This window comes from Qipengyuania aquimaris, assembly GCF_020171965.1.
GTDB classification, from domain to species: domain Bacteria; phylum Pseudomonadota; class Alphaproteobacteria; order Sphingomonadales; family Sphingomonadaceae; genus Qipengyuania; species Qipengyuania aquimaris_A.
Window position 1 is genome coordinate 660,744 of record NZ_JAIUZK010000001.1, and the last position, 24,949, is coordinate 685,692.

Here is a 24,949-nt window from a genome sequence, read left to right on the forward strand (position 1 = left end):
CCGGGTGTTTAGCCCAGCTTGTCCTTGAGTATCTGGTTCACGACCGCCGGATTGGCCTTGCCCTGCATGGCCTTCATGGTCTGGCCGACGAAGAAACCGAACAGCTTGTCCTTGCCGCCGCGGTATTCTTCTACCTTGTCGGCGTTGGCAGCGATGATTTCGTCGATCGCCGCCTCAATGGCGCCGGTGTCGCTGACCTGCTTGAGACCCTTCTCGTCGGCGATGGCTTCGGGATCGCCGCCGGTGCGAAGGACGTGTTCGTAAATTTCCTTCGCCTGTCCGCCGGAGATTTCGCCCTTGTCCTGCATCGCCAGGATCTTCGCCTGCGCATCAGCAGTGGCATTGGCCGGATCGGCTTCATCGCCCAGCGACTTCATGACGCCGGGAGCGACCGAAAGCGCCCAGTTCGCCACCTGCGTCGCGACCTTGGCCTCGGGCTTGCCGATCTGGCCGGCCGTTGCGGAAAGCAGCGTCTCGAAGCGGCCGAAGGTTTCGACCTCCGCCGTCAGTTCGCGCGCGTTGTAGGGCGTGAGGCCCAGTTCGTTCTCGTAACGCTGGCGCTTGGCGTCGGGCAGTTCCGGCAGGCTGGCGCGGCATTCCTCGATGAAGCTGTCTTCCAGCTCCAGCGGGAGGAGATCGGGATCGGGGAAGTAGCGATAATCGTGCGCGTCTTCCTTGCTGCGCATGGAGCGCGTTTCATTGCGGTCCGGATCGTAGAGGCGCGTTTCCTGCACCACGCTGCCACCGTCCTCGATCAGGTCGACCTGGCGGCGGGCTTCCTGTTCGATCACCGCCATCACGAAGCGGACCGAGTTCACGTTCTTGGTTTCAGTACGCGTGCCCAGTTCGCTGGAGCCGACCTTGCGGACCGAGACATTGACGTCGGCGCGCATCGAGCCCTGTTCCATATTGCCGTCGCAGCTGCCGACATAACGCAGGATCGAGCGCAGCTTGCGGACATAGGCGCCTGCTTCTGCAGGCGAAGTCATGTCGGGCTTGGAGACGATCTCCATCAGGGCGATGCCCGTGCGATTGAGATCGACATAGGACATGGTCGGATGCTGGTCGTGCATCAGCTTGCCCGCGTCCTGTTCGACGTGGATGCGCTCGATACCGATGACCTTGTCTTGCGCGATACCGGCCTTTTCATCGGCTTCGATCACGAGCTGTCCCTCGCCCACGATCGGGTGGTAGAGCTGGCTGATCTGGTAGCCCTGTGGCAGGTCGGCGTAGAAGTAGTTCTTGCGGTCGAACCGGCTCCACTTGTTGATCTGCGCCTCGATCGCCATGCCGGTGCGCACGGCCTGGCGGATGCATTCGCGATTGGGAACGGGCAGCATGCCGGGCATGGCCGCATCGACCAGGCTCACCTGCGTATTGGGCTCGGCCCCGAATGCGGTGGAGGCGCCGCTGAACAGCTTGGCGTTGGACGTGACCTGCGCGTGGACTTCGAGGCCGATCACGACCTCCCATTCGCCCGTTGCGCCCTGAATTGTGTAGCTAGTCATGGTGCATGCCGATAAGCGTTTGCAGCGCACGATGGAAGGGGCTGGATGCGACCGATTGCAAAGTTTCTGGCACGCCGCCTGGCCGCCTTGGCCGGGAGAGAGCTGGTACCTGCCGGAACGCTTGCCGAAATGAGCGACAAGGTGCTGCTCGGTGAAAAGGCGCTGCTGCTCTCGATGGTGGAAGACGGGCGCTTGCGCGAAGCGCTGGATTTGCTCCCGCACAGTCCATCGCAATTGAACCAGGACTTCTTCGCCCTGTCCGCAACCGGCTGGAAACACGGCGGGTTCTTCGTGGAATTCGGCGCGACCGACGGCGTCACACTCAGCAATTCCTACCTGCTGGAGAAACACTTCGGCTGGCGCGGCATCCTTGCGGAACCGGGCCGGGTCTGGCGCGGGCGGCTGGAAAATTCCGGACGCAGCGCGGCGAAGGACTACGATTGCGTGTGGTCGAAGACCGGAGAAACGCTGTCATTCTGCGAAGCGGAATGGTCGGAAACGTCCACTATCGAGGCATTCAGCGCGCGCGACCATCACGAGCGGCGAAGGGCTAGGCGCTATGACGTGCGCACCGTGTCCCTCGGCGACCTGCTCGACCGGCACGATGCGCCCGAAACGATCGATTACCTGTCAATCGACACCGAAGGCAGCGAATTCGCCATCCTCGAGGCCTACGACTTCGCGTCGCGCCCGATCGGCTGCATCACGGTCGAGCATAATTACACGCCCGACCGCGAGCGCATCCACGCACTCCTGACATCGCAGGGCTACGAACGGCGCTTCGAGGACCTGTCGCAGTTCGACGACTGGTACGTCCTCGTCCGCTAGGCGTTTACCACCACTTGTCCGGCTTGGCCTCGAATCCGGCTCGCTGCTGGATCGCGAGACCGGCGTTGAGCACGCCCTGCTCGTCGAAAGGCTTGCCGACAATCTGCAGGCCGAGCGGGAGGCCGTCTTCGTTGATCGTGGCCGGAACGCTCATTGCGGGAAGGCCGGCCAGCGATGCGGGAACGGCGAAAACGTCGTTCAGATACATCGTCAGCGGATCTTCGTTGAGCGAACCGAGCGGGAAGCTGGCGGTCGGCGTGGTCGGCGCAAGGATCGCGTCGCACTGGCCGAAAGCCTTCTCGAAATCCTGCGCGACCAGCGTGCGGATCTTCTGCGCCTGCGTGTAATAGGCGTCGTAGAAACCGGCGCTGAGCACGTAGGTGCCGATCAGCACGCGGCGCTTCACCTCGTCACCGAAACCGGCGGCGCGGGTGGCGGCATACATGTCCTGCAGGCCAGCGCCTTCGGGCAGGTCGCGCAGGCCGTAGCGCACGCCGTCATAGCGCGCGAGGTTCGACGAGGCTTCTGCAGGGGCGATGATGTAATAGGCCGGCAGCGCATACTTGGTGTGCGGCAGCGAGATATCGACGATCTCCGCCCCTGCATCGCGCAGCCATGCCTTGCCCTGTTCCCAGCTGTCGAGAATGGCCTGGTCGGTGCCGTCCATGCGGTATTCCTTCGGGATACCGATCTTCTTGCCCTTCAGGTCCGCATCGAGCGCGGCTTCCCAGTTCGGCACGTCCATCTTGAGGGACGTCGCGTCCTTGGGATCGAAACCGGCCATGGCTTCGAGCATGATCGCGCAATCTTCGACGCTGCGCGCCATCGGGCCTGCCTGGTCGAGGCTGCTGGCAAAGGCGACGACGCCCCAGCGGCTGCAACGGCCATAGGTCGGCTTGATGCCGCAAATGCCGGTAAAGGCTGCGGGCTGGCGGATCGAACCGCCGGTGTCGGTGCCAGTGGCGGCAGGCGCGATGCGCGCAGCGACGGCAGAGGAGGAACCGCCGGACGAGCCGCCCGGGCTCATTGCGGCATTGGTGCCGTCCTTCTTCCACGGCGAATTGACGTTGCCGAAGTAGCTGGTCTCGTTCGAGGACCCCATCGCGAACTGGTCGAGGTTGAGCTTGCCCAGCATCCCTGCGCCTGCATCCCACAGGTTCTGGCTGACAGTGCTTTCGTACTGCGGCTTGAATCCTTCGAGGATGTGGCTGGCGGCCGTGGTCTGGACGCCGTGCGTCGCGAACAGGTCCTTCATGCCGATGGGCACGCCGCCCATCTTGCCGAGGTCTTCGCCCTTGGCACGCTTCGCATCGACTGCATCTGCCGCGGCAAGCGCATGGTCGGGCGTGGTGACGATGAAGGCGTTGAGCTCGGCAGCGGCGGCAACCGCAGCATTGAAGCTTTCGGCCACTTCGCGCGCGGTGAAGTCGCCGCCGGCCACGCCGTCGCGGATTTCCTTCACGCCGAGATTCGTAAGGTCGTTAGCGTTCTCGGGCATTACTCGATCACCTTGGGTACGCCGAAAAAGCCGTGTTCGGCCGCCGGGGCATTGGCCAGCACATCGTCGCGCCGTCCGCCGGACGTTTCGGGAATGGCGTCGACCACATCGTCGCGCAGACGCAGCGTGTTCGGGATGACCGCAGTCATCGGCTCCACGCCGGAGGTGTCGACTTCGCCCAGCTGCTCCACCCAGTCGAGGATGTTGTTCAGCTCGGGCACCATGCGATCCAGCTCCGCATCCTCCATCCGGATGCGGGCCAGAGAGGCGATTTTCGCCACTTCTTCTCGGGTAACTGACATGGGCGCGCGTTAGCCGTGTGGCGCGCGCGCTTCAAGCAGGCTTTGCGCCTTATTCGACGGGTGCTTGCTGAGGAGCACCCTGGGGGCCGCCGGGACCGCCCTGCGCACCCATCTGGGCCTGCAATTGCATGAAGCGCTGCTGCGCTTCTTCAAGCGACATGATTTCCGTTACTTCGACCTCGAAAATGAGGTCGCTATTGGCCGGAATGTCCGATCCGGGAGGCGGCGTTGCGCCATAGGCCTGCTCTGCCGGGATTTCGATGCGGTACTTGCCGCCCTTCTGCGTCTGCATCAGGCCTTCGGCGAAACCTTCGATGATGCCGCCCTGCTCGTCGAGCGGGAACGGCGTGCCCGCCGGGAAGATCTCGGGCGGGAACGGGCTCGGCTGCGAACGGTCGAATTCGGTGCCATCGGGCAGCGTGCCGACGTAATTGGCAAAGACCACATCGCCCATCTGCGGCGAAGGACCGACACCCTCGGTCAGCGTTTCCACTTCCACGCCCTTGGGCACGGCAGCCCACGCCAGGCCCGCACCGAGCAGGATGGCAACGATGACGCCCAGCCAAAGCTTGGTGAGCGAGCCCTTCTTGATGGGGCGGAGCGGTACGCGGGTGATCTCGGTCATGTAAAATTCGCCTGTAATACGCAAAGGGCGCGGATTTCTCCGCGCCCTCATGGCTTAGCTTGCAGAAGCAATCAACGGCTTACTTGATGCCGTCACGCTCCATACGCTTACGCTCCAGCTTGCGAGCGCGGCGAACTGCAGCAGCCTTTTCACGGGCGCGCTTTTCGCTGGGCTTTTCGTAGTGGCGGCGCAGCTTCATTTCGCGATAGACGCCTTCACGCTGCAGCTTCTTCTTGAGCGCGCGGAGGGCCTGGTCGACATTGTTATCGCGAACCATGATCTGCATAAAATTCAATACCTCGACTTACGGGCCAGAGCCCGCTTCTTGCGGGGTATGCCTCCTTGAATAGGGTTTCGCTTTATCAACGAAAAGCGCGCCGAATCCGTTCCGGACCGGCTCGAATGGCGGCCACATACGGATTCGAGCCATAAAAGGCAAGCGTGCAGTGCCGCCTTTCGCAAACCCGCGCGAGCGGCTAGGGGATCGCGCAATGTCCACCCTCTCCCCCCTTGCCGCAACCCTGCATGTCGCCATCGGCGGCGGTATCGGCGCGGCCATGCGTTACCAGACCGGGCGCGCCATGACGCAATGGCTCGGCGCGCCGATCATGGGCGCCTTCCCCTTCGCCACCCTCGCCGTCAACGCGATCGGCAGCCTGCTGATGGGCTTGCTGGCCGGCTGGCTGGTGCGGTCGGGAGCCGACACCAGCGAGCAGACGCGCCTGCTGCTTGGCGCAGGCGTTCTGGGCGGCTTCACCACTTTCAGCGCCTTTAGCCTTGAAATGGTGATGCTGATCGAGCGCGGACAATATCTCTTCGCAACGCTATATGCCGTCCTTTCCTTCGCGCTCGGCATCACCGGGCTGATGGTCGGGCTTGCAGTCATGAGGATGGCAGGATGAAAACCTCCGACGAAGTACGCCAGTTCAGGGTCGAGGCCGACGATGACGGCATCCGTGTCGACCGCTGGTTCAAGCGGCACCTGCCGCAAGTGGGCTTCGGCACCGTCAGCAAGTGGGCGCGCACCGGCCAGGTCCGCGTCGACGGCAAACGGGTGAAGCCCGATGACCGGCTCGAACAGGGCCAGCAGATCCGCGTGCCCCCGGGCGGCGATGCAGCGCACAAGAAGCCCAAGGCCAAGCGCGAGCTGAGCCAGGCCGAGATCGAACAGGCCCACGACATGGTCATCAAGAAGACCAAGTCCGCAATCGCGCTCAACAAGCCCGCGGGCCTCGCCACGCAGGGCGGCACGAATACCTTCAACCATGTCGACGGGCTGCTCGACGCCTTCGTTGAGGGCGAGGACGATGTGCGCCCGCGCCTCGTGCACCGGCTCGACAAGGATACCTCGGGCGTGCTGCTCGTGGCGCGGACGCCCGGTAGCGCAGCGTTCTTTTCCAAGCGGTTTTCCGGCCGCAGCGCAAAGAAGATCTACTGGGCGCTGGTGGTTGGCGTGCCGGACATCAAGCAGGGCGTGATCGAGGCACCGCTCGCCAAGCAGCCCGGATCGGGCGGCGAGAAGATGCATGTCGACCATGAAGGCGGCGCGCCTGCCAAGACCAAGTACCGCGTCGTGGAAACGGCGGCCAAGACCGCCGCATGGCTCGAACTCCAGCCGATGACCGGTCGCACCCACCAGCTGCGCGTCCATTGCGCGGCCATGGGTCATCCCATCGTCGGCGACGGCAAATACGGCGGGCGCGATGCCTTCCTGACCGGGTCGATCAGCCGCAAGATGCACCTCCATGCGCGCCGCCTGATCATCGACAGCCCGGATGGCGGCAAGCTGGACGTGACCGCCGACCTGCCCGAACACTTCGCCGCCTCGCTCGAACAGCTTGGTTTCGACGAGAACGCCAGCGACGCCACGCCGATGCGTGACGATCCGCCGCCCAAATCGCGTGAAGAGAAGAAGCAGCAGGCCCGCCAGCACGCCAAGAACTACCGCAAGGCCCAGCGCGGCCCGCGCAGGGCGCGCGGCGGAACCGGCGGAAAGGGCCCGGCGAAGGGCAAGGGTAAGCGCTGATGCATCCCAATCCGCTCTTCCGAACCGACGACCGGGAGCTGATCGAGAGCATCGTGGCGGAGGCCGGTTTCGGGATGGTCTTCCTGACCACGCCGGACGGACCGCGCGTCGCCCATGTACCGCTGATCGCGAGCGGCGACGGAGCACTCCGGTTCCATATCGCGAGGTCGAATGCGTTGGCCGCCCATCTCGACGGGGCGAAGGCACTCGTGGTGGTCAACGGACCGCACGGATATGTCAGTCCGCGCTGGTATCCCGACCGCGCTTCCGTGCCGACCTGGGATTATGTCGCGATCGAACTGGAAGGCGCCGTGACGCGCCTCGATGACGAGGGGCTCGAGGCCTTGCTGCACACTTCCATAACGCAGTTCGAGGATGGTCTCGGCGGAGAACCTTGGCTGGCGAGCGAAACGCCGGACAGCCATTGGGCGAAATTGTTCAAGGGGATCGTCGGCTTCGAACTCGCGGTGGAGACCATGCGTCCCACGCTCAAGCTCTCGCAAAAGCAGCCCGCCCCCGTCCGCGAGCGGATCGCTGAGGAACACGCAGCGCACGGCAACCCGCATCTGGCGGGCTGGATGCGCAAGGTGACGGCATGACCCGGCTCGCCGTATTCGATTGCGACGGCACTCTCGTCGATGGCCAGGCCGCCGTGTGCGAGACGATGGAGCGCGCCTTCGCCGCCATCGGCAGCCCGCCGCCCGAACGCAACGCCATCCGCCGCACCGTCGGCCTCAGCCTGCCGCTTGCCGTGCGCCAGCTCATGATGGACGGGCGCGAAGTGGACCGGTTGCAGGTGGTCGAAGCCTACAAGCGCCTGTTTCGCGAAACGCGACTGTCAGGAGCGCTTCACGAACCTCTCTATGACGGCATGGCCGACCTGCTTGCCCGGCTCGACGAGGATGGCTGGCTGCTCGGCGTCGCCACCGGGAAGAGCGACCGGGGCCTTCATGCCTGCCTCGAAACGCATGGGATCAAGCAGCGCTTCGTGACGCTGCACGGCGCGGATCGCTATCCGTCCAAGCCCCATCCCGCCATGCTCGAAGCCGCCCTCGACGAAGCAGGCGTGGGCGCGGCAGACGCGGTCATGATCGGCGACACGAGTTTCGATATCGAGATGGCCGGGGCTGCGGGCGTCCGCGCCATCGGCGTCGCCTGGGGTTATCACGATCCCGCAGAACTCATGGCGGCGGGCGCGCAGTCCGTCGCCTCCACCATGGAAGAACTGGAGAATATGATCCGTGGCCGATGAAGAGACTGTCGCACGCCGTTTCTGGGTGATCCAGATGGCCCGCCTGAGCGCCTTCGTAATGGTGTTCATCGGCGCGCTGATCGTCAGCAAGATCATCGATCTGCCCGATTTCGTCGGCTACATCATCCTCGTGATCGGCCTCGCCGAATTCTTCGTCGTGCCTGCGGTTCTTTCCAAGCGCTGGAAATCGGACGAGTGATGAAACGCTTCTACAAGGAGGTCACTGTTGCGGAGACCGACCTCGGCTGGACGGTCCATCTCGACGGGCGGCCGATCAAGACGCAGGGCGGCCAGCCGCAGGTCCTGCCGAGCGAGACGATGGCCGAAATGCTCGCCGCCGAATGGCGCGCGCAGGGCGAAAAGATCGACCCCGCATCCTTCCGCTTTCGCGACATGGCCGACTATGCGCTCGACGTGGTCGCACGCGATGCAGAGGCGGTGATCGAAAAGCTGGTCGGTTATGCCGAGACGGACACGCTGTGCTACCGCGCCGATCCCGAAGAGCCGCTCTACCGCCGCCAGCAGGAGGTGTGGGAGCCGATCCTTGCCGCGATGGAAGCGCGCGAAGGCGTGACGCTCCACCGCGTGAGCGGGATCGTTCACAAGGCGCAGCCTGCCTCCAGCCTCGACACACTGCGCCAGCGCCTCGCCGCGCTCGGCCCCTTCCACCTCGCCGCGCTGGAACAGCTCACCTCGCTCGCCGCATCTTTATGCGTGGGGCTGGAAGCGCTGGAAGAGGCCGCCGACGGCGAAGGCCTATGGGCCGCGGCTAGCCTCGAAGAGGAATGGCAGGCCGACCTCTGGGGCCGCGAGGAAGAAGCCGAAGAACGCCGCGCCAAGCGCAAGGGGGATTTCCTTGCGGCAATGGAGTTTGCGCAGGCTGCCTCCTGATCATGATGTCTGGCGCGATAGCCGCCGGCGACATATGGTCGTGACATGAGCACAACCTTGTTCAAGCGTTACCTCGGCGGGATCATCGATCGCGGCACGCTGCAAGTCACTTTCGCCGACGGGTCGGTTTCCCGCTTCGGCTCTGCGGCAGAGGGCTTCCCGGACGTTGCAATCCGGCTTGCCGACAAGAAGGTCCCACGCGACATCGTACTCGATCCGCGCCTCGGTGCGGCAGAAGCCTTCATGGACGGGCGGCTGGTCATCGAGCAGGGCGGGATCATGGAGCTTGTCGAACTGCTCCGCTCCAACCAGCCGTGGGACAAGGGTGGTACCATCGGCTCGCCGAAGCTGGTGCGACGGATCGTCAACCGCATCGGCTTCGCGCGCGAGGCGGTGAACGACCGGATCCGTTCGCAGCGCAACGTGTCGCACCACTACGATATCGGCAACGATCTCTATAAACTGATGCTCGACCCAGAGCACATGCAGTATTCCTGCGCCTACTGGGCCGACGGGGTGGAAACGCTGGGCGAAGCGCAGGAAGCGAAGCTCGCACACATCGCCTCCAAGCTCGCGCTCGCCGACGGGCAGAGCGTACTCGACATCGGTTGCGGCTGGGGCGGCATGGCCATCTACCTTGCCAGGCATTTCGATGTGAAAGTGCACGGGATCACCCTTTCGCGCGAGCAGCTGGAACTTGCCAAGGAGCGCGCCGCACAGGCAGGTGTGGCCGATCGCATAACTTTCGAGCTGGTGGATTATCGCGAGTTGACGGACCGTGGCAGCCGGTACGACCGGATCGTTTCGGTCGGCATGTTCGAGCATGTCGGCAGGCCGCAGTTCGATACGTTCTTCCAGACCTGCGCGAACCTGTTGGCGGACGACGGGGTAATGCTGCTCCACACCATCGGCCGCATCGGCGGGCCCGGCATGACGGATGCCTTCACCCGCAAGTATATTTTCCCCGGCGGCTATATCCCGGCGCTGTCCGAAACCGTCGCCGCGAGCGAGAAGTACCGCCTCATTGCCAGCGATACGGAGATGCTGCGCCTGCATTACGCAAGAACGCTGCGCGCATGGTATGCGAACTGCATGAAGCACCGGGAAGCGATTGTCCGGATGTACGACGAACGCTTCTTCCGGATGTGGACCTTCTACCTCGCGGGGGCGACGTCGAGCTTCGAGAACGGCGGCATGTGCAATTACCAGATCCAGTATTGCCGCGACCGCCGCGTCCTGCCGCTGACGCGCGATTACATGATGCAATGCGAGCAGGAGCTGGCGTCACGATAGCGGTGCTCGGGCTGCCGCAAGCGGGTCGATGGCTTCGTTTCATTTTTTTGTGCCGGAGCTGGCTGTCGGAAAACGCGCCTATTGGCTGGAAAGCCACCCTAAATGCGTGGATTGTTCTACCTTCACTTTATGAACGCGAGCACCACACCGAGGGTTACCGCACACAAGAAGAACACTGGTCCACCAAGAGAAATGTCAGAGGAGACATGAGTGACGATCATGCCAGTAAGAGCGGCAACACCTACACCTCGGATTACTTTGTTCGATTCCTTCTTTTTGACTACGTCCATTTGGAAACCCTCTCGTTAGGCCAGTCTATACACCAGTCCGGCGCGATTGATTTTTCTTGGACATAGTCGATTGGATCGAATTGCCGCAATTGGGTCTTTGGCCGCTCGTCAGTTTTTGGTGTACCCCAGCTCGGCAAATCAGTCACGAACTGGGTGAAAAGCGCAAGCTAGTGACGGTTCGGGTTTTTGGGATTGGAAGCACGGCGCTGCCAGGCGCCGCGAAAAGTCTGAACGACATTCACGACGAGCAGCGCTGCAAATACAGGCCAAAGCCAAGTGTCGGAGATTCCCTCCACCCAATCGAAGTGGAGGCAAGCCGAGAAAGCACCGAAGAACGCTACCGTGGTCAACCAAAGATAAATTGAATTGCGTGCGTTTTCGCTCATTGAACTCGTCCTACCAAGCTGCAGAGATATTGGCAGGCGTACCCAATGTCGGCAATCGGGACGTCAGCGGACTTTCTGCACCCTTACGGCCTAGCCAACCCACTCCGCGACCTGCACGGCCACATCGTTTGCCGCGCGGTTGAGAGCGGGGCCGACGCCTTGGACGTCGGGCGTCACGCCCGGGACCACGGCTTCGAAGCGGCGGGTTTCGACTGCGCTGCCCTCGCCCGCGCGCACGGCGTCGAAGACGACCACTACGCTGGAGGTCGAGGCGTCGTAGCCGAATTGGCGCAGGGTGCCCGAGATGCGGTTGACCGCCATCGCGCCCGGATCGTCACCGTCGACGACCACGCGGCCCGACTGCGTGCGGATGGTTTCCGCGATCAGGCGGCGGAACAGGCGGGCGGGCTTTTCCACCCACACCGCATCCTTGAGGTAGGCGAGTTCGGTGGCGTTCACCTGCACGGGCACGCGCGTCACGTCGAGCGCGGCCGGGGCCTCAAACTCGGTCAGCGCAAGAGCGGTGCCCGCATCGCTCGAGCCGCCGGTCCCGGCAGGCGCGGTGGCCGTGGGCGTCAGGGTCAGCAGGCTTTCGGGCGGTTCGGCGCCGAAGCTGATGCAGCCGCCCAGGAGCAGGGCCGGGGCAAGGATGGCGAGGGTCTTGGTCGTGTTCATCGCGCGATCCCGTCTCATGGTTCGTATTCGGGCAGCGGCTGGCTGGAAAGCAGCGAGCCTGCGCCCTTCTCGTCGATCTTTTCGGTCACGCTGCGCAGCGCCTTGCTGGTGGCGCGCAGGTCGCGCAGCGTCGCTTCGGCGGCTGGCAGCGTGCTTTCTGTCAGCTGCTTGGTCGCCGGGCGCGCTTCTTCGAGCGTCTGTTCCAGCGCCTTGGCCGCGCCGCCCGCCGAAGCCAGCGTCTTGCGCAGTTCCTGTGCCAACTGCTCGCCCTCGGTATTGATCAGGCGGTCGGTCGATGCCGTGACCTTTTCGAACTCGTCCAGCGCTTCGGCCGCTTCGCGCAGGGTGACCTGCAATTCGGCCATGGTCCGCTCGATCTGCGGGGCCGTTTCGGCAAGGCTGCGCGTCATCTGGTTGGTATTGGCAAGGATGCCGGCAATCTCGCCCTGGTTTTCCTCGTCCAGCAGCTGAGTCAGGCGTTCGGTCAGCGTCGCCAGCCGTTCGAGCAGCAGCGGCGCGTTGGACAGCAGCGCATTGAGGCCCCCGTCCTGCGGCGGGATGATCGGCACGCCTTCGGTGCAGGCCGTTGTTTCGCAGGTGATGGGCGGCGCACCGCTGCGCGCGCCATCCAGCAGGATAGTCGAAACGCCGGTGAAACTGCCCTGGATGGTGGCGGTGGTACCGACCAGGATCGGCACTTCTTCCTTCACGCTGATGCGCACGCGGACGAATTCGGGGTCCTTATCCCACAGCACGATCTGGTTGACCTGCCCCACGGGCACGCCCGCAAAGCTGACTTGGCTGCCATTGGCGAGGCCTGCAACCGACTGCTTGAAGAAGATGTCGTATTCCTTCTGGGCGCCTTCGCCCCAGCGCGCCAGCCAGACGATGAAGAGCGCAAGCGCGGCCAATACGGCCAGCGTTACAGCCCCCACCCAGATGTAATTTGCCCGCGTTTCCATTGGTTAGGCCTTATCCTTGCCCGGAGGCGTTTTGTCCAACGCTTTGACCGCATGGGCGGCGACCGGCCGGTCCATGTGCTGGCGCAGTTCGTCGAGCGCCTGCGCCGTCAGTGCGGCACGTCCGCGCGGTCCGTTGAAATATTCCTGTATCCAGGGGTGATCGAGTTCCATCAGGTTCGGCACCGTATCGACGGCGATAACCTTCCTGTCCGCCAGCACAGCGACCCGGTCGCAGATCTCGTGCAACGTATCGAGATCGTGGGTGATGAGAAACACGGTCAGCCCCAGCGTTTCCTTCAGTTCCTTGGTCAGGCGGTCGAAGGCCGATGCGCCGATCGGGTCGAGCCCTGCGGTCGGCTCGTCCAGGAACAGCAGTTCGGGATCGAGCGCCAGCGCTCGCGCGAGGCCTGCGCGTTTCTTCATGCCGCCCGAAAGCTCGCTCGGGTATTTGCTGACCGCTTCTTCGGGAAGGCCGGAGAGCATCACCTTGTAGCGCGCGATCTCGTGGCGCAATTCGTCGGAGATGTCGGGGTAGAACTGCTTGAGCGGGACTTCGACGTTCTCGCCCACAGTGAGGGTGGAGAACAGCGCGCCGCCCTGGAACAATACGCCCCAGCGATCGCGCACGCCCAGCACCTCGTCGGGCTCCGCCTCGGTGATCGACTGACCGAACACCTCGATATTGCCGCCCGATGGCGGCTGGAGGCCGATGATCGAGCGCATGAGCACCGATTTGCCCGTGCCCGAACCGCCCACGACGCCGAGGATTTCGCCGCGCCGCACCTTGAGATCGAGATCCTCGTGCACGGTCTGCGTGCCGAAGCGGTTGACCAGCCCGTCGACGACGATGGGAAAATCGCCGCGAAAGCGTTCGTGTGTGGCCTTGCTGCCGTCTGCCATCACGCCCACCCGATTTCGGTGAAGAAGACGGCGAAGAAGGCATCGAGCACGATGACCGCAAAGATGGCAGCGACGACCGACAGCGTGGTGCGCTTGCCGACCTCTTCGGAATTACCCTTCACCTGCATCCCGTTGTAGCAGCCCGCCAGCGCCACGATCAGGCCGAACACCGGCGCTTTCACGAGGCCGACCCAAAGATCGTATGTGGGCACCACTTCCTGGATGCGGCTGAGGAAGGTCCAGAAGGGAATGCCCAGCATGGTGTCGCCGATGACCGCACCGCCGATGATCGCCATGCACGAGGCGTAGAAGCCCAGCAGCGGCATCATCAGGACGGCCGCCAGGATGCGCGGGATGACCAGCGCCTCCATCGGGGAGATGCCGATCGTGCGCATGGCATCGATTTCTTCGGTCAGCTTCATCGTGCCGATTTCGGCGGCAAAGGCACTGCCCGAGCGGCCGGCGACCATGATCGCGGTCATCAGCACGCCCAGTTCGCGCAGTGTGATTCGCCCGACGAGATTGATCGTCAGCGTTTCCGCGCCGAATTGCGCCAGCTGGACCGCGCCCTGCTGTGCGATGACGATGCCGATAAGGAAGCTCATCAGGCCGATGATCGGCAGGGCCGACACGCCCACCAGCTCCATCTGGCGGAACAGGGCGACCGTGCGGAAGCGCCGCGGATTGCGGATCAGCGATCCGGCAGAAATCAGCAGCGCGCCGAGGAAACTGATGACCCCGATGATGCCGCTGCGGGCATTGAAGATCTTTTCGCCCATCGCATCGGGCACCCGGCTCCAGAACGGCAGGCGCGGCGCGCCGAGCTTTTCTTCGCCGCCAAGCCCCGAAATCGCATCCAGCAATCGCTGCGCACGCGAGCTCGCCCCGGTGATTTCGGCATCGTGCTCCGTCGCGAGCGTGCAGGCCAGCCATGCTCCCACCGTGTCGATTTCCGACACGCCGGACAGGTCGATCGTGGCCACGCCGCCATCCATGCTGCGCAGGTCGTCGTCGATCGAGCCGATCGTGGACACGAGATAGGGCCCGGTAAGTACCAGTGCGGAACCCCCGTCCCCCTCGACGATCTCGAATTGTGCAAGCCCTGTCATTCGGCTCCCCGTATGCGCGGATTTCAGTCGCCAAACAAGCACGTAAGCGTGCGAAGGCTATATCCCGTTGCATCGCACAATGCGCACTGGCATTGGCGTCCTACGAAATTTACCGCACCGGCCCACTCCCCCACCCGTCCACCCATGGCATTATCCTGTCGGGTGGCCGGGTGGGGGAGCGGGCCGGTGCCGCCAGCGAGCGTGAGCGAACAGACCAATGACCACCGAGCTTTCAAAGACCTTCGATCCCGCCGATATCGAGCAGCGCTGGTACGCGCATTGGGAGGAAAACGGCCTCTTCCGGCCCGAGCGGCCCGATGCCGAGCCCTTCACCATCGTGAACCCTCCGCCGAACGTGACGGGCTCCCTCCACATCGGCCATGCGCTCGACAACACGTTGCAGGACGTGGTGATCCGTTACGAGCGCCTGCGCGGCAAGGATGCGCTGTGGGTGGTCGGCACCGACCATGCGGGCATCGCCACGCAGATGGTGGTCGAGCGCCAGATGGAAGCACGCCAGGACAAGCGCACGAATTACTCGCGCGAGGATTTCGTGGGCAAGGTCTGGGAATGGAAAGAGGAAAGCGGCGGCACGATCACGCGCCAGCTGCGCCGTCTCGGTTGCTCGATGGACTGGTCCAGAGAGCAGTTCACGATGGACGAGCATTTTTCCAATGCCGTGCTCAAGACCTTCGTCGACCTTTATAATGACGGCCTCATCTACCGCGACAAGCGGCTGGTGAACTGGGACGTGAAGCTCAAGACCGCGATTTCCGACCTCGAGGTCGAGACGGTCGATGTGAAGGGCGGCTTCTGGCATTTCCGTTACCCGCTGGCAGACGGCGTCACGACTTCGGAAGGCAAGGATTACCTCGTTGTCGCCACCACGCGTCCCGAGACGATGCTGGCCGACATGGCGGTCGCGGTTCACCCCGATGATGAGCGCTACAAGTCGGTGGTGGGCAAGGACATCCTCCAGCCGATCACCGGTCGCCGCTTCAAGGTCGTTGCCGACGAGCATGCCGATCCGGAACTCGGTTCGGGCTGCGTGAAGATCACGCCGGGCCACGATTTCAACGACTTCGACGTGGGCAAGCGCGCAGGCTTCGCTCCTGCCGAAATGCTCAACATGCTCGATGCCGAAGGCAATGTCTGCCAGACCGCCGACGGGCTGGTACCGGACGAATTTCTCGGCTTGCACCGCTTCAAGCGGGACGGCGTCGACGGCGCACGCGAACTGGTCGTGGCGCGCATGAAGGAGCTCGGCTTCCTCATCCCGCATGTCACCAAGGACAAGGAAGGCAACGAAACCCTCCACGACGCCGAGCCGCGCACCATCGCAACGCCCTTCGGCGACCGCGGCGGCGTGGTGATCGAGCCGTGGCTGACCGACCAATGGTATGTCGATGCCGAAACCCTCGCCAAGGCACCGATCGAGGCGGTCAAGGACGGCACCATCGAGATCGTCCCGAAGAGCTGGGAAAAGACATTCTTCAACTGGATGGAAAACATCCAGCCCTGGTGCGTGAGCCGCCAGCTATGGTGGGGGCACCGCATCCCGGCCTGGTATGGTCCCGATGTCAATTCAGCATCGAAAGAAGCCTATTACCCTGAAGAGCCAAAGGGCGTGGAGCCCGTGGTGGCAAATACATTCGAAGAGGCCAAAGCGAAGATCGCCGAGAGCCTCGGTGTCGAAGCCGATAGGATTGTCGAGGCTGACCTCGACGAGGTTCCCTTTGGTGAGGTCACCGACGGATCGCAGATCATGGTCTGGCGCGACGACGACGTCCTCGACACGTGGTTCTCTTCCGCGCTTTGGCCTTTCGCCACGCTTGGCTGGCCGGACAAGACCGACCTGCTCGACAAGCACTATCCCAACGACCTGCTGATTTCCGGCTTCGACATCCTGTTCTTCTGGGATGCGCGCATGATGATGCAGGGCATGCACCTGACCGGGAAGGCGCCGTGGCCGCGGCTCTATCTGCACGGCCTCGTGCGTGCAGCGGACGGTGCGAAGATGTCGAAGTCCAAGGGCAATGTCGTCGACCCGCTCGGCCTGATCGACCAGTACGGTGCCGATGCACTGCGCTTCTTCATGTCGGCGATGGAAAGCCAGGGCCGCGACATCAAGATGGATGAACGCCGCGTCGAAGGCTATCGCAACTTCGCGACCAAGCTCTGGAATGCCACGCGTTTCTGCCAGTCTAACGGCATCGGCGCGAGCACCAGCATCGCCGCGCCCGCCGCGACGCAGGCGGTCAACAAGTGGATCATCGGCGAAGTCGTCGAGACCAAGAATGCGCTCGAACAGGCGATGGCCGACCTGCGCTTCGATGCCGCCGCGAACACGATCTACCACTTCGTGTGGGACCGGTTCTGCGACTGGTATATTGAGCTGATCAAGGGCAATTTCGATGAGGAAACCAAGGCGGTCGCCGGTTGGGCGCTCGACCAGATCCTCGTCATGCTCCACCCCTTCATGCCCTTCATCACCGAAGAGCTGTGGTCGAAGCAGGGCGACCGGCCCGACTATCCGCTGATCACCGCCAAATGGCCCGATCCGCAGGCCGAAGTCGATGCAAGCGCCAAGGCCGAGATCGACTGGCTGATCGCGCTCACCAGCGCGGTCCGTACGGCGAAGAACGAACTCGGCATCGCGCCGGGCGCGAAGCTCGAAGCCTATTGCCCTACCCCGTCGGCGCTGGGCCGCAAGGTGGTGGAAGAGAACGCCGCCGCGATCGAGCGTCTCGCGCGCCTCACGCCGGTCCGCTTCGAAGAAGCGCCCGGTGGCGCGGCCATGCAGGTCGCAGCGGGCGACGATGCTTTCATCGTGCCGCTCGAAGGCGTGATCGACATCGAGGCGGAAAAGGCGCGCCTGTCCAAGGCGATGGAAGCCTCCACCAAGGAAGCCAAATCGCTCGAAGGTCGCCTGAACAATGCGAACTTCGTCGAACGCGCCAAGCCCGAGGCAGTCGAAAAGGCGCGCGCCGACTTCGCGCATCACACGGCCGAGATCGAACGGTTGAAGGCGGCACTGGCGCGGCTGGGCTAGGAAATTTTCCTACCCGGCCCGGCTGTGGCACAAGACAGGCATGAACACCGCTCGCCCCGAAATCCGCCGCGCCAGGTGTCACCCTGGCGGGGACGCTGCATTTGCCCGCGAAAACAGAGCTTTGGCCGCTGTTCCGCCGGGTGACACGGTGTCGCCTTTGTCGCCTTCGGGGATCGCCCGATGGCGCTAGTCCTCGCCACGGACGATACGGGCGGGCCTGAAATCTTCGCCTCCGTGCAGGGCGAAGGGCCGAGCGTGGGCCGGCCCGTCGCCTTCATGCGCCTGTCGCGCTGCAACCTTGCCTGCGTGTGGTGCGACACGGCCTACACCTGGCATTTCGAAGGCGATAATCGACCCCACCGCGACGATCGGACCTTCGAGCGAAAAGCCAACCAGGTCACTCTGGACGAGGCCGAGGTCGCCGAGCGTATCCTGGCGCTCGGGCAGGACCGGCTGGTCATAACCGGCGGGGAGCCGCTGCTGCAGGCACCGGCGCTTGCCAAGTTGCTGGACCACCTGCCCGATATCAGCGTGGAGATCGAAACCAACGGCACCACCAAGGCCCCGGTCCCGCTCGACATCCGCATCGACCAGTTCAACGTCAGCCCCAAGCTGGCGCATAGCGGCAATCCGGCGGATCTCGCGCTGCTGCCCGAGCGGCTCGACGATTACGCCACCGATCCGCGCGCCTTCTTCAAATTCGTGATCGCAGAGCCTTCCGACGTGGACGAGGTGCTGGCTCTGCACGAACGCTATCGCTTCCGCCCCGGCCATGTCTTCCTGATGCCCGAAGGCACCGACAGCGAAACGCTGCGCACCCGCGAGAAATGGCTGGCCGATCTATGCCTCAAGCACGGCTTCCGCATGAGCGACCGCCTGCATATACACCTTTTTGGAGACACAAGAGGGACGTAGCCCTCTTGTGACCCTCAGACGCCGGGCGCCGCACCTCCGTGCGGCTTGGCTTCGCCGCAAAGACGGCGACGCGCGGTCGCGCTTTGGCTGCCGCGGCTAGGGTTCGGGCCAGCGGAGCTAGTTCGGAGCGTCAGCCCCTTCCCTCTTACCCCTGGCTGCGCCAGCGCTGGACGGTCCGTTGGACGATGTCTTCCTCGCCGCCGCTCTGGCTCCACATCTCGACGAAGCTCGGGTCTTCCGAAGCCGGGCGCTTGACCTCTTCGAGATTGTCGAAGCTGACGCGGATCGGAATGGCGACACCCTCGCCGCAGATGATGCACTCGCGGTTGCGCAGCGCGGGAATGGCATCGAGGAAACCACGTGCACCTTCGGGCATCGCGGCGCGCACGAAGTCCTGGTCGCGGTCGTTGTTGAGACGCATGGAGATGATCGTACCGCACTGCGACAGCACGCCTTCGGCAAGGTCGGACGGACGCTGCGTGATGAGGCCGAGGCTGATGCCATATTTACGACCTTCCTTCGCGATGCGCGACAGGATGGTGCCGACAGAGTTGCCGTCGGCGTTCTTCTCGCTCGGCACATAGCGGTGGGCTTCCTCGCAGACGAGGAGGATCGGCGTGGTCTTTTCCTCGCGGCCCCAGATCGCGAAGTCGAACACGAGGCGGCTGAGCACGGCAACCACGGTCGAGGTGATGTCCGAAGGCACGCCCGACACGTCGATGATCGAGATAGGCTTCCCGCCTGCGGGCATGCGGAAGATCTTGGAGATGAAGTCCGCCATCGTGTCGGCGACGAGCATGCCGGAGAACATGAACTGGTAACGCGGATCGGTCTTGAGCTCTTCGAGCTTGTTCTTGATCCGCATGTAAGGTGCGGAATTCGTTGCCTTGTCGAGCTTCCCCATCGCGTCCTGGATCGCGTTCGACAGGTCCGACAGAAGGTAAGGAATGGGCGAATCCACCGTAATCTTGCCCATCTGTTCGGCAAGACGGCTCTTCTGCCGCGCCTTCAGCAGGCAGCGGGCCAGAATGTCAGCATCGATCTGGCGGTCGTTGCCATTGCTGGTAAGCAGGACTTCGCAATGCTCTTCGAAGTTCATGATCCAGTACGGCATCTGGAGGTTCGAGACGTCGAGGATGACACCGGTCTGGCGGAACGCGGACGCATATTCGCCGTGCGGGTCGACCATGACGATGTGGCCTTCCGGCGCTGCTTCGCAAATCCGGTGGAGGATCAGGGCGGCGCTGGTCGATTTACCTGTACCGGTCGAACCGAGGAGGGCGAAGTGCTTGCCCAGCATGGCGTCGACATAAATGCCGGCGCGGATGTCCTTGGTCGGGTAGACCTTGCCGATCGTGACCGCGCTGCGGCCATCGCTGGCGTAGACCTGTTTGAGATCGGCGGTGCTGGCGGGATAGACCATCGCGCCGGGCACCGGGTAACGGGTCACACCGCGGCGGAAACCGTGCAGCCTGCCGGTCAGCTTCTCTTCCACGCCTTCACCGAGGAAGTCGATGTTGGCGAGAATGCTGCCCGCCTTGCGGTCGCGCTTCTGGTTGCGAACGCTGGCGAGGAGCCAGCTGTTGCCGACGCGGATCTTGATCTGCGAGCCGACCTGCCCGGCCATGGCGACGGAAGGATCCTTGTCGTCGGCGCATTCGGTCAGGCGCTGGAGGTCGATGGCGACCTGCGAGCCGGAGCCCGCGATTTCGAGAACTACGCCGATGGGCTGCATCGCGTTATCGCCATCACCTGTCTGCTCGGGAGTCTCCTCGGGGCTGGACTGCTTTTCAGGAGCAGCGTCGGCAGGTGCTGTTACCGCTTCTTGCCGGGGAGCCGGCTGCGGCACGGGGCGTTCGGCCTGTTCCTGGGCGGGTGCCGGCGCATAGTCGGGCTGCGGAGCGGCAGCTTCCTGAGGCGCGGCTTGCTGCGAGGCGGCGGGCGGATGTTCGACCTGCGGCTGCGGTTGGGGCTGGGCTTGCGGCTGGTGCACATAGCCAGAGCGCGACACGGCGGGTGCGGGCTGCTGGGCCTGTTCGGAACGGCGGATGCGATCGCGCAAGCTGTTACCGCGCGGCTGCGGCGGCTCGGCGCCGTCTTCCTTGGCCGGGTCGAAAGTCCGGAAGTTGCCCTTGCTCATGTCGTTCATAATTCGGCCCACATCCCTCGTGCAGATCACGCATAATTGCAGGGGTGGAATGCCGCAGAACGGTTAAAATCGCGTCAACGATGAATGGGAAAGCGCCTCAGAGACGAGCGAAAAGTCGGCCTGCCCCCCAGCCCATCCCGACCGAGAGGAGCACGGCGATCAGGCCGTAGGCGAGACCCCACTGGTTCGCGCTATCTTCCACGAAACGCTCGAAGCCGACCTTTTTTACCTCGACCTCGGAGACAGCGGACGCGATCACACGGCCCCGCGTTACGGCGAAAGTCTCGGCAGTGTAGGTGCCCGTGGTCACGTTGGACGGCAATTCGATACGCGCCTGGTAGAGCACGCTCTCGCTGATCTGCACGCCGCCGAAATCCTCGCGGTAAAGGCCGAGCCTGCGCTTCAGATCGACGAGGCCTGCTGCGAACCGCCGCTGCTCTTCGGGATTGATCGACCCGCTGGGCGAGAGCTGGATATAGTCTGTGCCGAATTCGTAGATCGCGGCTGTCTTGTCGTCGACGATCTCGGTGATCGGACGCGAGGAAGCGACTGCGAAATAGCTCGGCACCGAGCGGAAATCGCTGCTTTCCGCATTGACCCAGACGCCGATGAAACGCTCTTTCTCGCGCAGGCGGATCGGCTCGCTCGGTCCCTTGAGGACCACCACGATGTCATAGTCCTGGCCCGCACGTCCGGCCGGATCGAGCACGGCGCCGAACAGCAGTAATTCCTGCCCGACGAAGCCCTGCCTCACCTGCACCTCATGCTGCGAGACTTCCGGAACGAGAACCGGATCGCGCTGGCCCATCAGGAAGAAGGCCGCGAAGAGAAGCAGTATCGCCCTCACAGCGGGTAGACCGTGTAGATTTCATCAGGCCGGTAGAAGAGGCCGAGGAACATGCGGAAGGCCACCAGCAGCACGATAGCGGCAAGGACGAGGCGCAGCGCTTCCGGCTTCGCCTTGACCGCGAATTGCGACCCGATCTGCGCGCCCGAGACCGATCCCAGCAGCAACAGCGCGACCAGCACGATGTCCACCGCCCGCGTAGTGACCGAGTGCATGATCGTGGTCGCGATGGTCACGAAGAGAATGTTGAAGAGGCTGGTGCCAACGACGACGTTGGCGCTCATGCCGAGAATGTAGAGCATGGCGGGCACCAGGATGAAGCCGCCGCCCACCCCCATGAGCATGGTGAGTATGCCCACCACGATGCCCACGATCAGCGGCGCGAGCGGCGAGATGTAAAGCCCCGATCCGTAGAACCGCCACCGGAAAGGCAGGCTGGCGACCAGCGGGTGATGGCGACGTCTTGCGGCCTGTGCCCCGCCCGTCCCGCGCAGGGTCTGGATCGCTTCCTTCGCCATCAACAGGCCGATCGATCCGAGCAAGACAACGTAGAGCGCGTTGATGACCACATCGATCTGGCCGATCGAGCGGAAGAAATTGAACAGGAGCGCGCCGAAGCCGGACCCGATCACGCCGCCGCCGATCATCACCGCTCCCATGCGGTAGTCGACGCCGCGGCGCTTGGAATGTGCGATAACGCCGGAAACGCTGGCGCCGGTCACCTGGGTCGATGCCGATGCCGCAGCCACGGTCGGCGGGATGCCGTAAAAGATCAGCAGCGGCGTTGTCAGGAAGCCGCCGCCCACGCCGAACAGGCCGGACAGGATGCCCGTCAGCGCCCCAAGCGCGACGATTACCAGTCCGTCGACGGACAGGTTTGCAATGGGGAGATAGACATCCATTGCCCCGCCCTATCGCAGCGTCACTCTCTATTAAAGCTGAACCGTGTCAAAAGCCCGTTGAAAGGGTAAATGCCGGCCCGTTCCCCGGTTCGGCGTCACCTGCAACCCGGACGCGATAATCGAGCGAGAGGCGCGCGGAAACCTCGCCCATGCGTACGTCCATGCTGGCGGTCGGGCCTACATCCAGGCGGCTCGCGCCCTTCTGCGCCCCGCCCCAAGCGCCGGCCCCGGCGTTGAGATCGGCCTCGATCTTTCCAAGGTCGAAGCGCGCCACCTCGCGCTCCGCCACCGCCATCCCGTCCACGAAAGCGCTGGAATAGCTTCCCGCCACATAGCCGACCTGCCCATATCCGCGAACCGTCATGCCAAGCGGCAAATCACTCCGTTCCACCCCTGCCGTGGCAAAGAGCGCGGGGCGAAATTCGAGCCGGCCCGATCGATCGGACAATCGCGCCTCTGCATGAAGCTGCACAGGCAAGCCGGCAAGCGGACGCGCGCGCAGTCCGAAAGCGGCCTCGCTTTCCCGCGGCTCCCGCAGCGCGGCGCTGGTCCTGAGATAAACCGCTGGCTGGTGACTTGATGAATGGGACAAGCGATGGGAGAGCACGCCGCCGACCTGGCTAGCACCATAGCTCGAGGGACGGTCTCCGCCAGAGATCGAGCTACGGCCTTCGCCGCGGAGCAAGAGCCAGCCGTCGAAACGCCAAGGCCTGGTTTTCCTTTGCGTCCCTTCCGGCAAAGGAATGGCAGCTTGCGCGCTGCCTTCGTGCCGGTCGAGAGCCGCGGCAACACTCCTGGGCATAGGCAAGCGCGACATCGCGGCCATCCACATCAGGTTGTGTCCAGTTACGCTCCGGTCCTGAACGAAATGCGGAGGCACTTCCGCGCTCGCGGGCAGAATTTGCAACGGCGGCGCATCCAGCGAAACAGGCATGTCGCGAGGCGACGCTTCAAGCAAATCCGGGTCGCCTGCGCTTTCATCGGGCACTGTACCTTCGACTGGCTCGCCCCCAAACACTTGGTCGATCACTGGCAATTCCAGATTACGGAGCAATTCCTGCGGCCAGGGATTTTCCCATGTCATGAGCCTGAGCGTCATCCATCCGCCCAGCAGCACGAACAGGAACACGAGCGGCTGCCCGCGGCGGTTGGCCGATGCCCCGATCATGCGAATGCTGCCCTGGGCAGTGCGAGCGAGGGGTGATCGTGATGTTCGGTCTTGTCCCAGACGACCGGCGCACCGCGCAGACTGCGCCAATAGGCGACCAATGCGCGTCGACCGCTCATGATGGCGATGACATTGGAAACGAGGACTCGCGGAACCGCGATAAGGCCCTGCTTCAGTCCATACTCGCGGCCAGTGAACAAACCGCGCACCGCCAGCCGCCAGACCAGCCCGAACATGGTGAAAACCAGAAGTCCGCGCAGGATTGGCGAAGGCTCCAAGGGCGCGACCAAGCCTGCAGCGATTGAAACCTGCGAGACTATCGCGGAGAGGACCAGGAGATAGGCGATCGCCAGGACCAGGGCTGCCAGGGGGCCACGCCGGTCGCGCAGCGTCATCCAGCGTTCTGCCAGCGTCCCGCGCCAGCCGAGGCGATCCCACCCCTGAAGTGCGATGCCGTGGGTCCAGCGGGTCTTCTGGCGCACGGCGGCGGAAAGATCGGAAGGGAAAAATGCGCGGGTGGCAACAAGGCGGCCGTCAGGTGTCCTTGCCCTGAGAAACCGTCCGGTCCCCCCGACAGCGCAGATCCGCTGGCCCAGCTCGTAATCTTCGGTGAGCGAGGCGGAAGCGAAGGGCTCGCCGGCGTGGAGCCTCGCCAGTTGATCCAGCATTGGGCGCCTGATCGCGGAGCCGACACCTGCTCCGGGAACGGACACGCCAAGCGCATCGCGCACTACCATCGCCTTCGCGTGGGATTCCGCGAATTCGTCGGAATAGTGGCCGGCGATCCACGGCGAATCCGATTGCGGCAGGGCCATGACCGGCAACTGGACGAAATCGTCATGCCATATCGCCCGGTCGAGCGTGACCAGCGCTGCTTCGTCGACCATGTCCTCGGCATCGTGCAACACCACCATGTGTGCCTTGACGCGTAGGCGTGCCTCGTCGTCGCACAGGGCCCGATAGAGCCGGTTGAGGCAATGAGCCTTGCTGGTCGGGCCATCCGCCCCGACGATCACCACGCGGATCCGCTCATCGCTGCGCGCGGCCACTGCGACCGATGCGATCGTGGCCGCATCGTTGCGATAGCACCCGACATAGACCCGCACGTCGTCTTGGGGCCAGGCTGAAAGCGCATGGGCCAGCGTCGGCCCGATAACAGCATCCTCCTGCCAAGCCGGGATGAAGATCGCGGCCATTCCGGACAGTTCTTGGCGGAAGTAGCCTCTCCCTCCGACTTCCATCGGTTTCGCCCTGCCCGTCAGCCTCAACCATAGATAGGTCAGGTCGATTGCAAGCTCATCGATCAGTCCAATGGCGAAGAACACCGCGGCAAGCAGCAACAGCTCGTGCTGAAGCAACGCAAGCCATTCG

25 protein-coding genes are annotated in these 24,949 nt (G+C 63.8%); 10 read left to right on the plus strand and 15 right to left on the minus strand.

What is annotated here, in order from left to right:
• Positions 1-8 precede the first annotated feature (8 nt).
• Positions 9-1,508, minus strand: a complete 1,500-nt coding sequence (gene gatB, locus LCM24_RS03185; protein WP_224802724.1) for an Asp-tRNA(Asn)/Glu-tRNA(Gln) amidotransferase subunit GatB — start codon at positions 1,506-1,508, stop codon at positions 9-11.
• A gap of 45 nt (positions 1,509-1,553) precedes the next feature.
• Between gatB and LCM24_RS03190 the strand changes: the two genes are divergently transcribed.
• Positions 1,554-2,336, plus strand: coding sequence for an FkbM family methyltransferase (locus tag LCM24_RS03190; protein ID WP_224802725.1), 783 nt, complete (start codon positions 1,554-1,556; stop codon positions 2,334-2,336).
• A 4-nt stretch (positions 2,337-2,340) separates the two neighbouring features.
• Here the strand turns inward: LCM24_RS03190 and gatA are convergent, their stop codons facing one another.
• The 4 genes from gatA to rpsU form a co-directional block, all read right to left on the minus strand.
• Complete coding sequence (gene gatA / locus LCM24_RS03195) at positions 2,341-3,834, minus strand: Asp-tRNA(Asn)/Glu-tRNA(Gln) amidotransferase subunit GatA (protein WP_224802726.1); 1,494 nt, start codon at positions 3,832-3,834, stop codon at positions 2,341-2,343.
• Positions 3,834-4,136, minus strand: coding sequence for an Asp-tRNA(Asn)/Glu-tRNA(Gln) amidotransferase subunit GatC (gene gatC, locus LCM24_RS03200; protein ID WP_090480620.1), 303 nt, complete (start codon positions 4,134-4,136; stop codon positions 3,834-3,836). Before gatC ends, gatA begins: the two co-directional genes overlap by 1 nt.
• A 49-nt stretch (positions 4,137-4,185) precedes the next feature.
• Positions 4,186-4,761, minus strand: a complete 576-nt coding sequence (locus tag LCM24_RS03205) for an FKBP-type peptidyl-prolyl cis-trans isomerase (RefSeq protein ID WP_090480617.1) — start codon at positions 4,759-4,761, stop codon at positions 4,186-4,188.
• 79 nt (positions 4,762-4,840) lie between these two features.
• Positions 4,841-5,047: a 30S ribosomal protein S21 gene (gene rpsU / locus LCM24_RS03210; protein WP_006834591.1), complete on the minus strand. Its 207-nt coding sequence runs from the start codon at positions 5,045-5,047 to the stop codon at positions 4,841-4,843.
• A gap of 205 nt (positions 5,048-5,252) precedes the next feature.
• Here rpsU and crcB point away from each other — a divergent pair, with 205 nt between their 5' ends.
• From crcB to LCM24_RS03245, 7 genes are read left to right on the plus strand one after another with little or no spacing between them, the layout of a single operon-like run.
• Positions 5,253-5,663 (plus strand): fluoride efflux transporter CrcB, encoded by a 411-nt coding sequence (gene crcB / locus LCM24_RS03215; protein WP_090480614.1) that lies wholly within the window; start codon positions 5,253-5,255, stop codon positions 5,661-5,663.
• Entirely contained in the window at positions 5,660-6,787 is a 1,128-nt protein-coding gene (locus LCM24_RS03220) for an RluA family pseudouridine synthase (RefSeq protein WP_224802727.1), read from the plus strand. The genes crcB and LCM24_RS03220 overlap by 4 nt, the downstream gene beginning before the upstream one ends.
• Entirely contained in the window at positions 6,787-7,386 is a 600-nt protein-coding gene (locus LCM24_RS03225; RefSeq protein ID WP_224802728.1) for an FMN-binding negative transcriptional regulator, read from the plus strand. Before LCM24_RS03220 ends, LCM24_RS03225 begins: the two co-directional genes overlap by 1 nt.
• The gene (locus LCM24_RS03230; RefSeq protein ID WP_224802729.1) at positions 7,383-8,039 is read left to right on the plus strand and encodes an HAD-IA family hydrolase; all 657 of its coding nucleotides are present in this window, start codon (positions 7,383-7,385) and stop codon (positions 8,037-8,039) included. Before LCM24_RS03225 ends, LCM24_RS03230 begins: the two co-directional genes overlap by 4 nt.
• Positions 8,029-8,238 (plus strand): hypothetical protein, encoded by a 210-nt coding sequence (locus tag LCM24_RS03235; RefSeq protein WP_224802730.1) that lies wholly within the window; start codon positions 8,029-8,031, stop codon positions 8,236-8,238. Before LCM24_RS03230 ends, LCM24_RS03235 begins: the two co-directional genes overlap by 11 nt.
• Entirely contained in the window at positions 8,238-8,930 is a 693-nt protein-coding gene (locus LCM24_RS03240) for an ATP12 family chaperone protein (RefSeq protein ID WP_224802731.1), read from the plus strand. Before LCM24_RS03235 ends, LCM24_RS03240 begins: the two co-directional genes overlap by 1 nt.
• Positions 8,931-8,975: 45 nt before the next feature.
• Positions 8,976-10,223 (plus strand): class I SAM-dependent methyltransferase, encoded by a 1,248-nt coding sequence (locus LCM24_RS03245; protein WP_224802732.1) that lies wholly within the window; start codon positions 8,976-8,978, stop codon positions 10,221-10,223.
• Between the two features lie 457 nt (positions 10,224-10,680).
• Here the strand turns inward: LCM24_RS03245 and LCM24_RS03250 are convergent, their stop codons facing one another.
• The 5 genes from LCM24_RS03250 to LCM24_RS03270 all read right to left on the minus strand — a co-directional run bounded on the left by LCM24_RS03250 (position 10,681) and on the right by LCM24_RS03270 (position 14,545).
• Positions 10,681-10,899 (minus strand): hypothetical protein, encoded by a 219-nt coding sequence (locus LCM24_RS03250; protein ID WP_224802733.1) that lies wholly within the window; start codon positions 10,897-10,899, stop codon positions 10,681-10,683.
• 90 nt (positions 10,900-10,989) lie between these two features.
• Positions 10,990-11,574, minus strand: a complete 585-nt coding sequence (locus LCM24_RS03255) for an ABC-type transport auxiliary lipoprotein family protein (RefSeq protein ID WP_224802734.1) — start codon at positions 11,572-11,574, stop codon at positions 10,990-10,992.
• 14 nt (positions 11,575-11,588) lie between these two features.
• On the minus strand, positions 11,589-12,536 hold the full coding sequence (locus LCM24_RS03260; RefSeq protein ID WP_221563972.1) for an MlaD family protein: 948 nt from the start codon (positions 12,534-12,536) through the stop codon (positions 11,589-11,591).
• Between the two features lie 3 nt (positions 12,537-12,539).
• Positions 12,540-13,436: an ABC transporter ATP-binding protein gene (locus LCM24_RS03265; protein WP_224802735.1), complete on the minus strand. Its 897-nt coding sequence runs from the start codon at positions 13,434-13,436 to the stop codon at positions 12,540-12,542.
• Positions 13,436-14,545 (minus strand): ABC transporter permease, encoded by a 1,110-nt coding sequence (locus LCM24_RS03270; protein WP_224802736.1) that lies wholly within the window; start codon positions 14,543-14,545, stop codon positions 13,436-13,438. The genes LCM24_RS03265 and LCM24_RS03270 overlap by 1 nt, the downstream gene beginning before the upstream one ends.
• A gap of 217 nt (positions 14,546-14,762) precedes the next feature.
• On the opposite strand from LCM24_RS03270, the gene LCM24_RS03275 reads away from it, so the two are divergent.
• Together LCM24_RS03275 and LCM24_RS03280 are read left to right on the plus strand one after the other, a co-directional pair.
• On the plus strand, positions 14,763-17,597 hold the full coding sequence (locus LCM24_RS03275; RefSeq protein WP_224802737.1) for a valine--tRNA ligase: 2,835 nt from the start codon (positions 14,763-14,765) through the stop codon (positions 17,595-17,597).
• 180 nt (positions 17,598-17,777) lie between these two features.
• Positions 17,778-18,512 (plus strand): 7-carboxy-7-deazaguanine synthase QueE, encoded by a 735-nt coding sequence (locus LCM24_RS03280; RefSeq protein ID WP_224802738.1) that lies wholly within the window; start codon positions 17,778-17,780, stop codon positions 18,510-18,512.
• Positions 18,513-18,657: 145 nt separating this feature from the next.
• On the opposite strand, the gene LCM24_RS03285 is transcribed toward LCM24_RS03280, so the two are convergent.
• From LCM24_RS03285 to LCM24_RS03305, 5 genes are all read right to left on the minus strand, one after another.
• Entirely contained in the window at positions 18,658-20,661 is a 2,004-nt protein-coding gene (locus tag LCM24_RS03285) for an ATP-binding protein (RefSeq protein WP_412093785.1), read from the minus strand.
• Positions 20,662-20,758: 97 nt separating this feature from the next.
• A complete protein-coding gene (locus LCM24_RS03290; protein ID WP_224803454.1) occupies positions 20,759-21,469 on the minus strand; it encodes a TIGR02186 family protein in 711 nt (236 codons plus the stop codon).
• A gap of 35 nt (positions 21,470-21,504) precedes the next feature.
• A complete protein-coding gene (locus LCM24_RS03295) occupies positions 21,505-22,410 on the minus strand; it encodes a sulfite exporter TauE/SafE family protein (RefSeq protein WP_090480570.1) in 906 nt (301 codons plus the stop codon).
• Positions 22,411-22,456: 46 nt separating this feature from the next.
• Entirely contained in the window at positions 22,457-23,578 is a 1,122-nt protein-coding gene (locus LCM24_RS03300) for a hypothetical protein (protein ID WP_224802739.1), read from the minus strand.
• A complete protein-coding gene (locus LCM24_RS03305) occupies positions 23,575-24,936 on the minus strand; it encodes a glycosyl transferase family protein (RefSeq protein ID WP_412093786.1) in 1,362 nt (453 codons plus the stop codon). Before LCM24_RS03305 ends, LCM24_RS03300 begins: the two co-directional genes overlap by 4 nt.
• Between the last annotated feature and the right edge of the window lie 13 nt (positions 24,937-24,949).

What these genes read in the sequence shown, in the direction of transcription:
- gatB (WP_224802724.1), bottom strand. Translation starts at nt 1,508, where the DNA reads ATGACTAGCTACACAATTCAGGGCGCAACGGGCGAATGGGAGGTCGTG.
- LCM24_RS03190 (WP_224802725.1), top strand. Translation starts at nt 1,554, where the DNA reads ATGCGACCGATTGCAAAGTTTCTGGCACGCCGCCTGGCCGCCTTGGCC.
- gatA (WP_224802726.1), bottom strand. Translation starts at nt 3,834, where the DNA reads ATGCCCGAGAACGCTAACGACCTTACGAATCTCGGCGTGAAGGAAATC.
- gatC (WP_090480620.1), bottom strand. Translation starts at nt 4,136, where the DNA reads ATGTCAGTTACCCGAGAAGAAGTGGCGAAAATCGCCTCTCTGGCCCGC.
- LCM24_RS03205 (WP_090480617.1), bottom strand. Translation starts at nt 4,761, where the DNA reads ATGACCGAGATCACCCGCGTACCGCTCCGCCCCATCAAGAAGGGCTCG.
- rpsU (WP_006834591.1), bottom strand. Translation starts at nt 5,047, where the DNA reads ATGCAGATCATGGTTCGCGATAACAATGTCGACCAGGCCCTCCGCGCG.
- crcB (WP_090480614.1), top strand. Translation starts at nt 5,253, where the DNA reads ATGTCCACCCTCTCCCCCCTTGCCGCAACCCTGCATGTCGCCATCGGC.
- LCM24_RS03220 (WP_224802727.1), top strand. Translation starts at nt 5,660, where the DNA reads ATGAAAACCTCCGACGAAGTACGCCAGTTCAGGGTCGAGGCCGACGAT.
- LCM24_RS03225 (WP_224802728.1), top strand. Translation starts at nt 6,787, where the DNA reads ATGCATCCCAATCCGCTCTTCCGAACCGACGACCGGGAGCTGATCGAG.
- LCM24_RS03230 (WP_224802729.1), top strand. Translation starts at nt 7,383, where the DNA reads ATGACCCGGCTCGCCGTATTCGATTGCGACGGCACTCTCGTCGATGGC.
- LCM24_RS03240 (WP_224802731.1), top strand. Translation starts at nt 8,238, where the DNA reads ATGAAACGCTTCTACAAGGAGGTCACTGTTGCGGAGACCGACCTCGGC.
- LCM24_RS03245 (WP_224802732.1), top strand. Translation starts at nt 8,976, where the DNA reads ATGAGCACAACCTTGTTCAAGCGTTACCTCGGCGGGATCATCGATCGC.
- LCM24_RS03250 (WP_224802733.1), bottom strand. Translation starts at nt 10,899, where the DNA reads ATGAGCGAAAACGCACGCAATTCAATTTATCTTTGGTTGACCACGGTA.
- LCM24_RS03255 (WP_224802734.1), bottom strand. Translation starts at nt 11,574, where the DNA reads ATGAACACGACCAAGACCCTCGCCATCCTTGCCCCGGCCCTGCTCCTG.
- LCM24_RS03260 (WP_221563972.1), bottom strand. Translation starts at nt 12,536, where the DNA reads ATGGAAACGCGGGCAAATTACATCTGGGTGGGGGCTGTAACGCTGGCC.
- LCM24_RS03265 (WP_224802735.1), bottom strand. Translation starts at nt 13,436, where the DNA reads ATGGCAGACGGCAGCAAGGCCACACACGAACGCTTTCGCGGCGATTTT.
- LCM24_RS03270 (WP_224802736.1), bottom strand. Translation starts at nt 14,545, where the DNA reads ATGACAGGGCTTGCACAATTCGAGATCGTCGAGGGGGACGGGGGTTCC.
- LCM24_RS03275 (WP_224802737.1), top strand. Translation starts at nt 14,763, where the DNA reads ATGACCACCGAGCTTTCAAAGACCTTCGATCCCGCCGATATCGAGCAG.
- LCM24_RS03280 (WP_224802738.1), top strand. Translation starts at nt 17,778, where the DNA reads ATGGCGCTAGTCCTCGCCACGGACGATACGGGCGGGCCTGAAATCTTC.
- LCM24_RS03285 (WP_412093785.1), bottom strand. Translation starts at nt 20,661, where the DNA reads ATGAACGACATGAGCAAGGGCAACTTCCGGACTTTCGACCCGGCCAAG.
- LCM24_RS03290 (WP_224803454.1), bottom strand. Translation starts at nt 21,469, where the DNA reads ATGGGCCAGCGCGATCCGGTTCTCGTTCCGGAAGTCTCGCAGCATGAG.
- LCM24_RS03295 (WP_090480570.1), bottom strand. Translation starts at nt 22,410, where the DNA reads ATGGATGTCTATCTCCCCATTGCAAACCTGTCCGTCGACGGACTGGTA.
- LCM24_RS03300 (WP_224802739.1), bottom strand. Translation starts at nt 23,578, where the DNA reads ATGATCGGGGCATCGGCCAACCGCCGCGGGCAGCCGCTCGTGTTCCTG.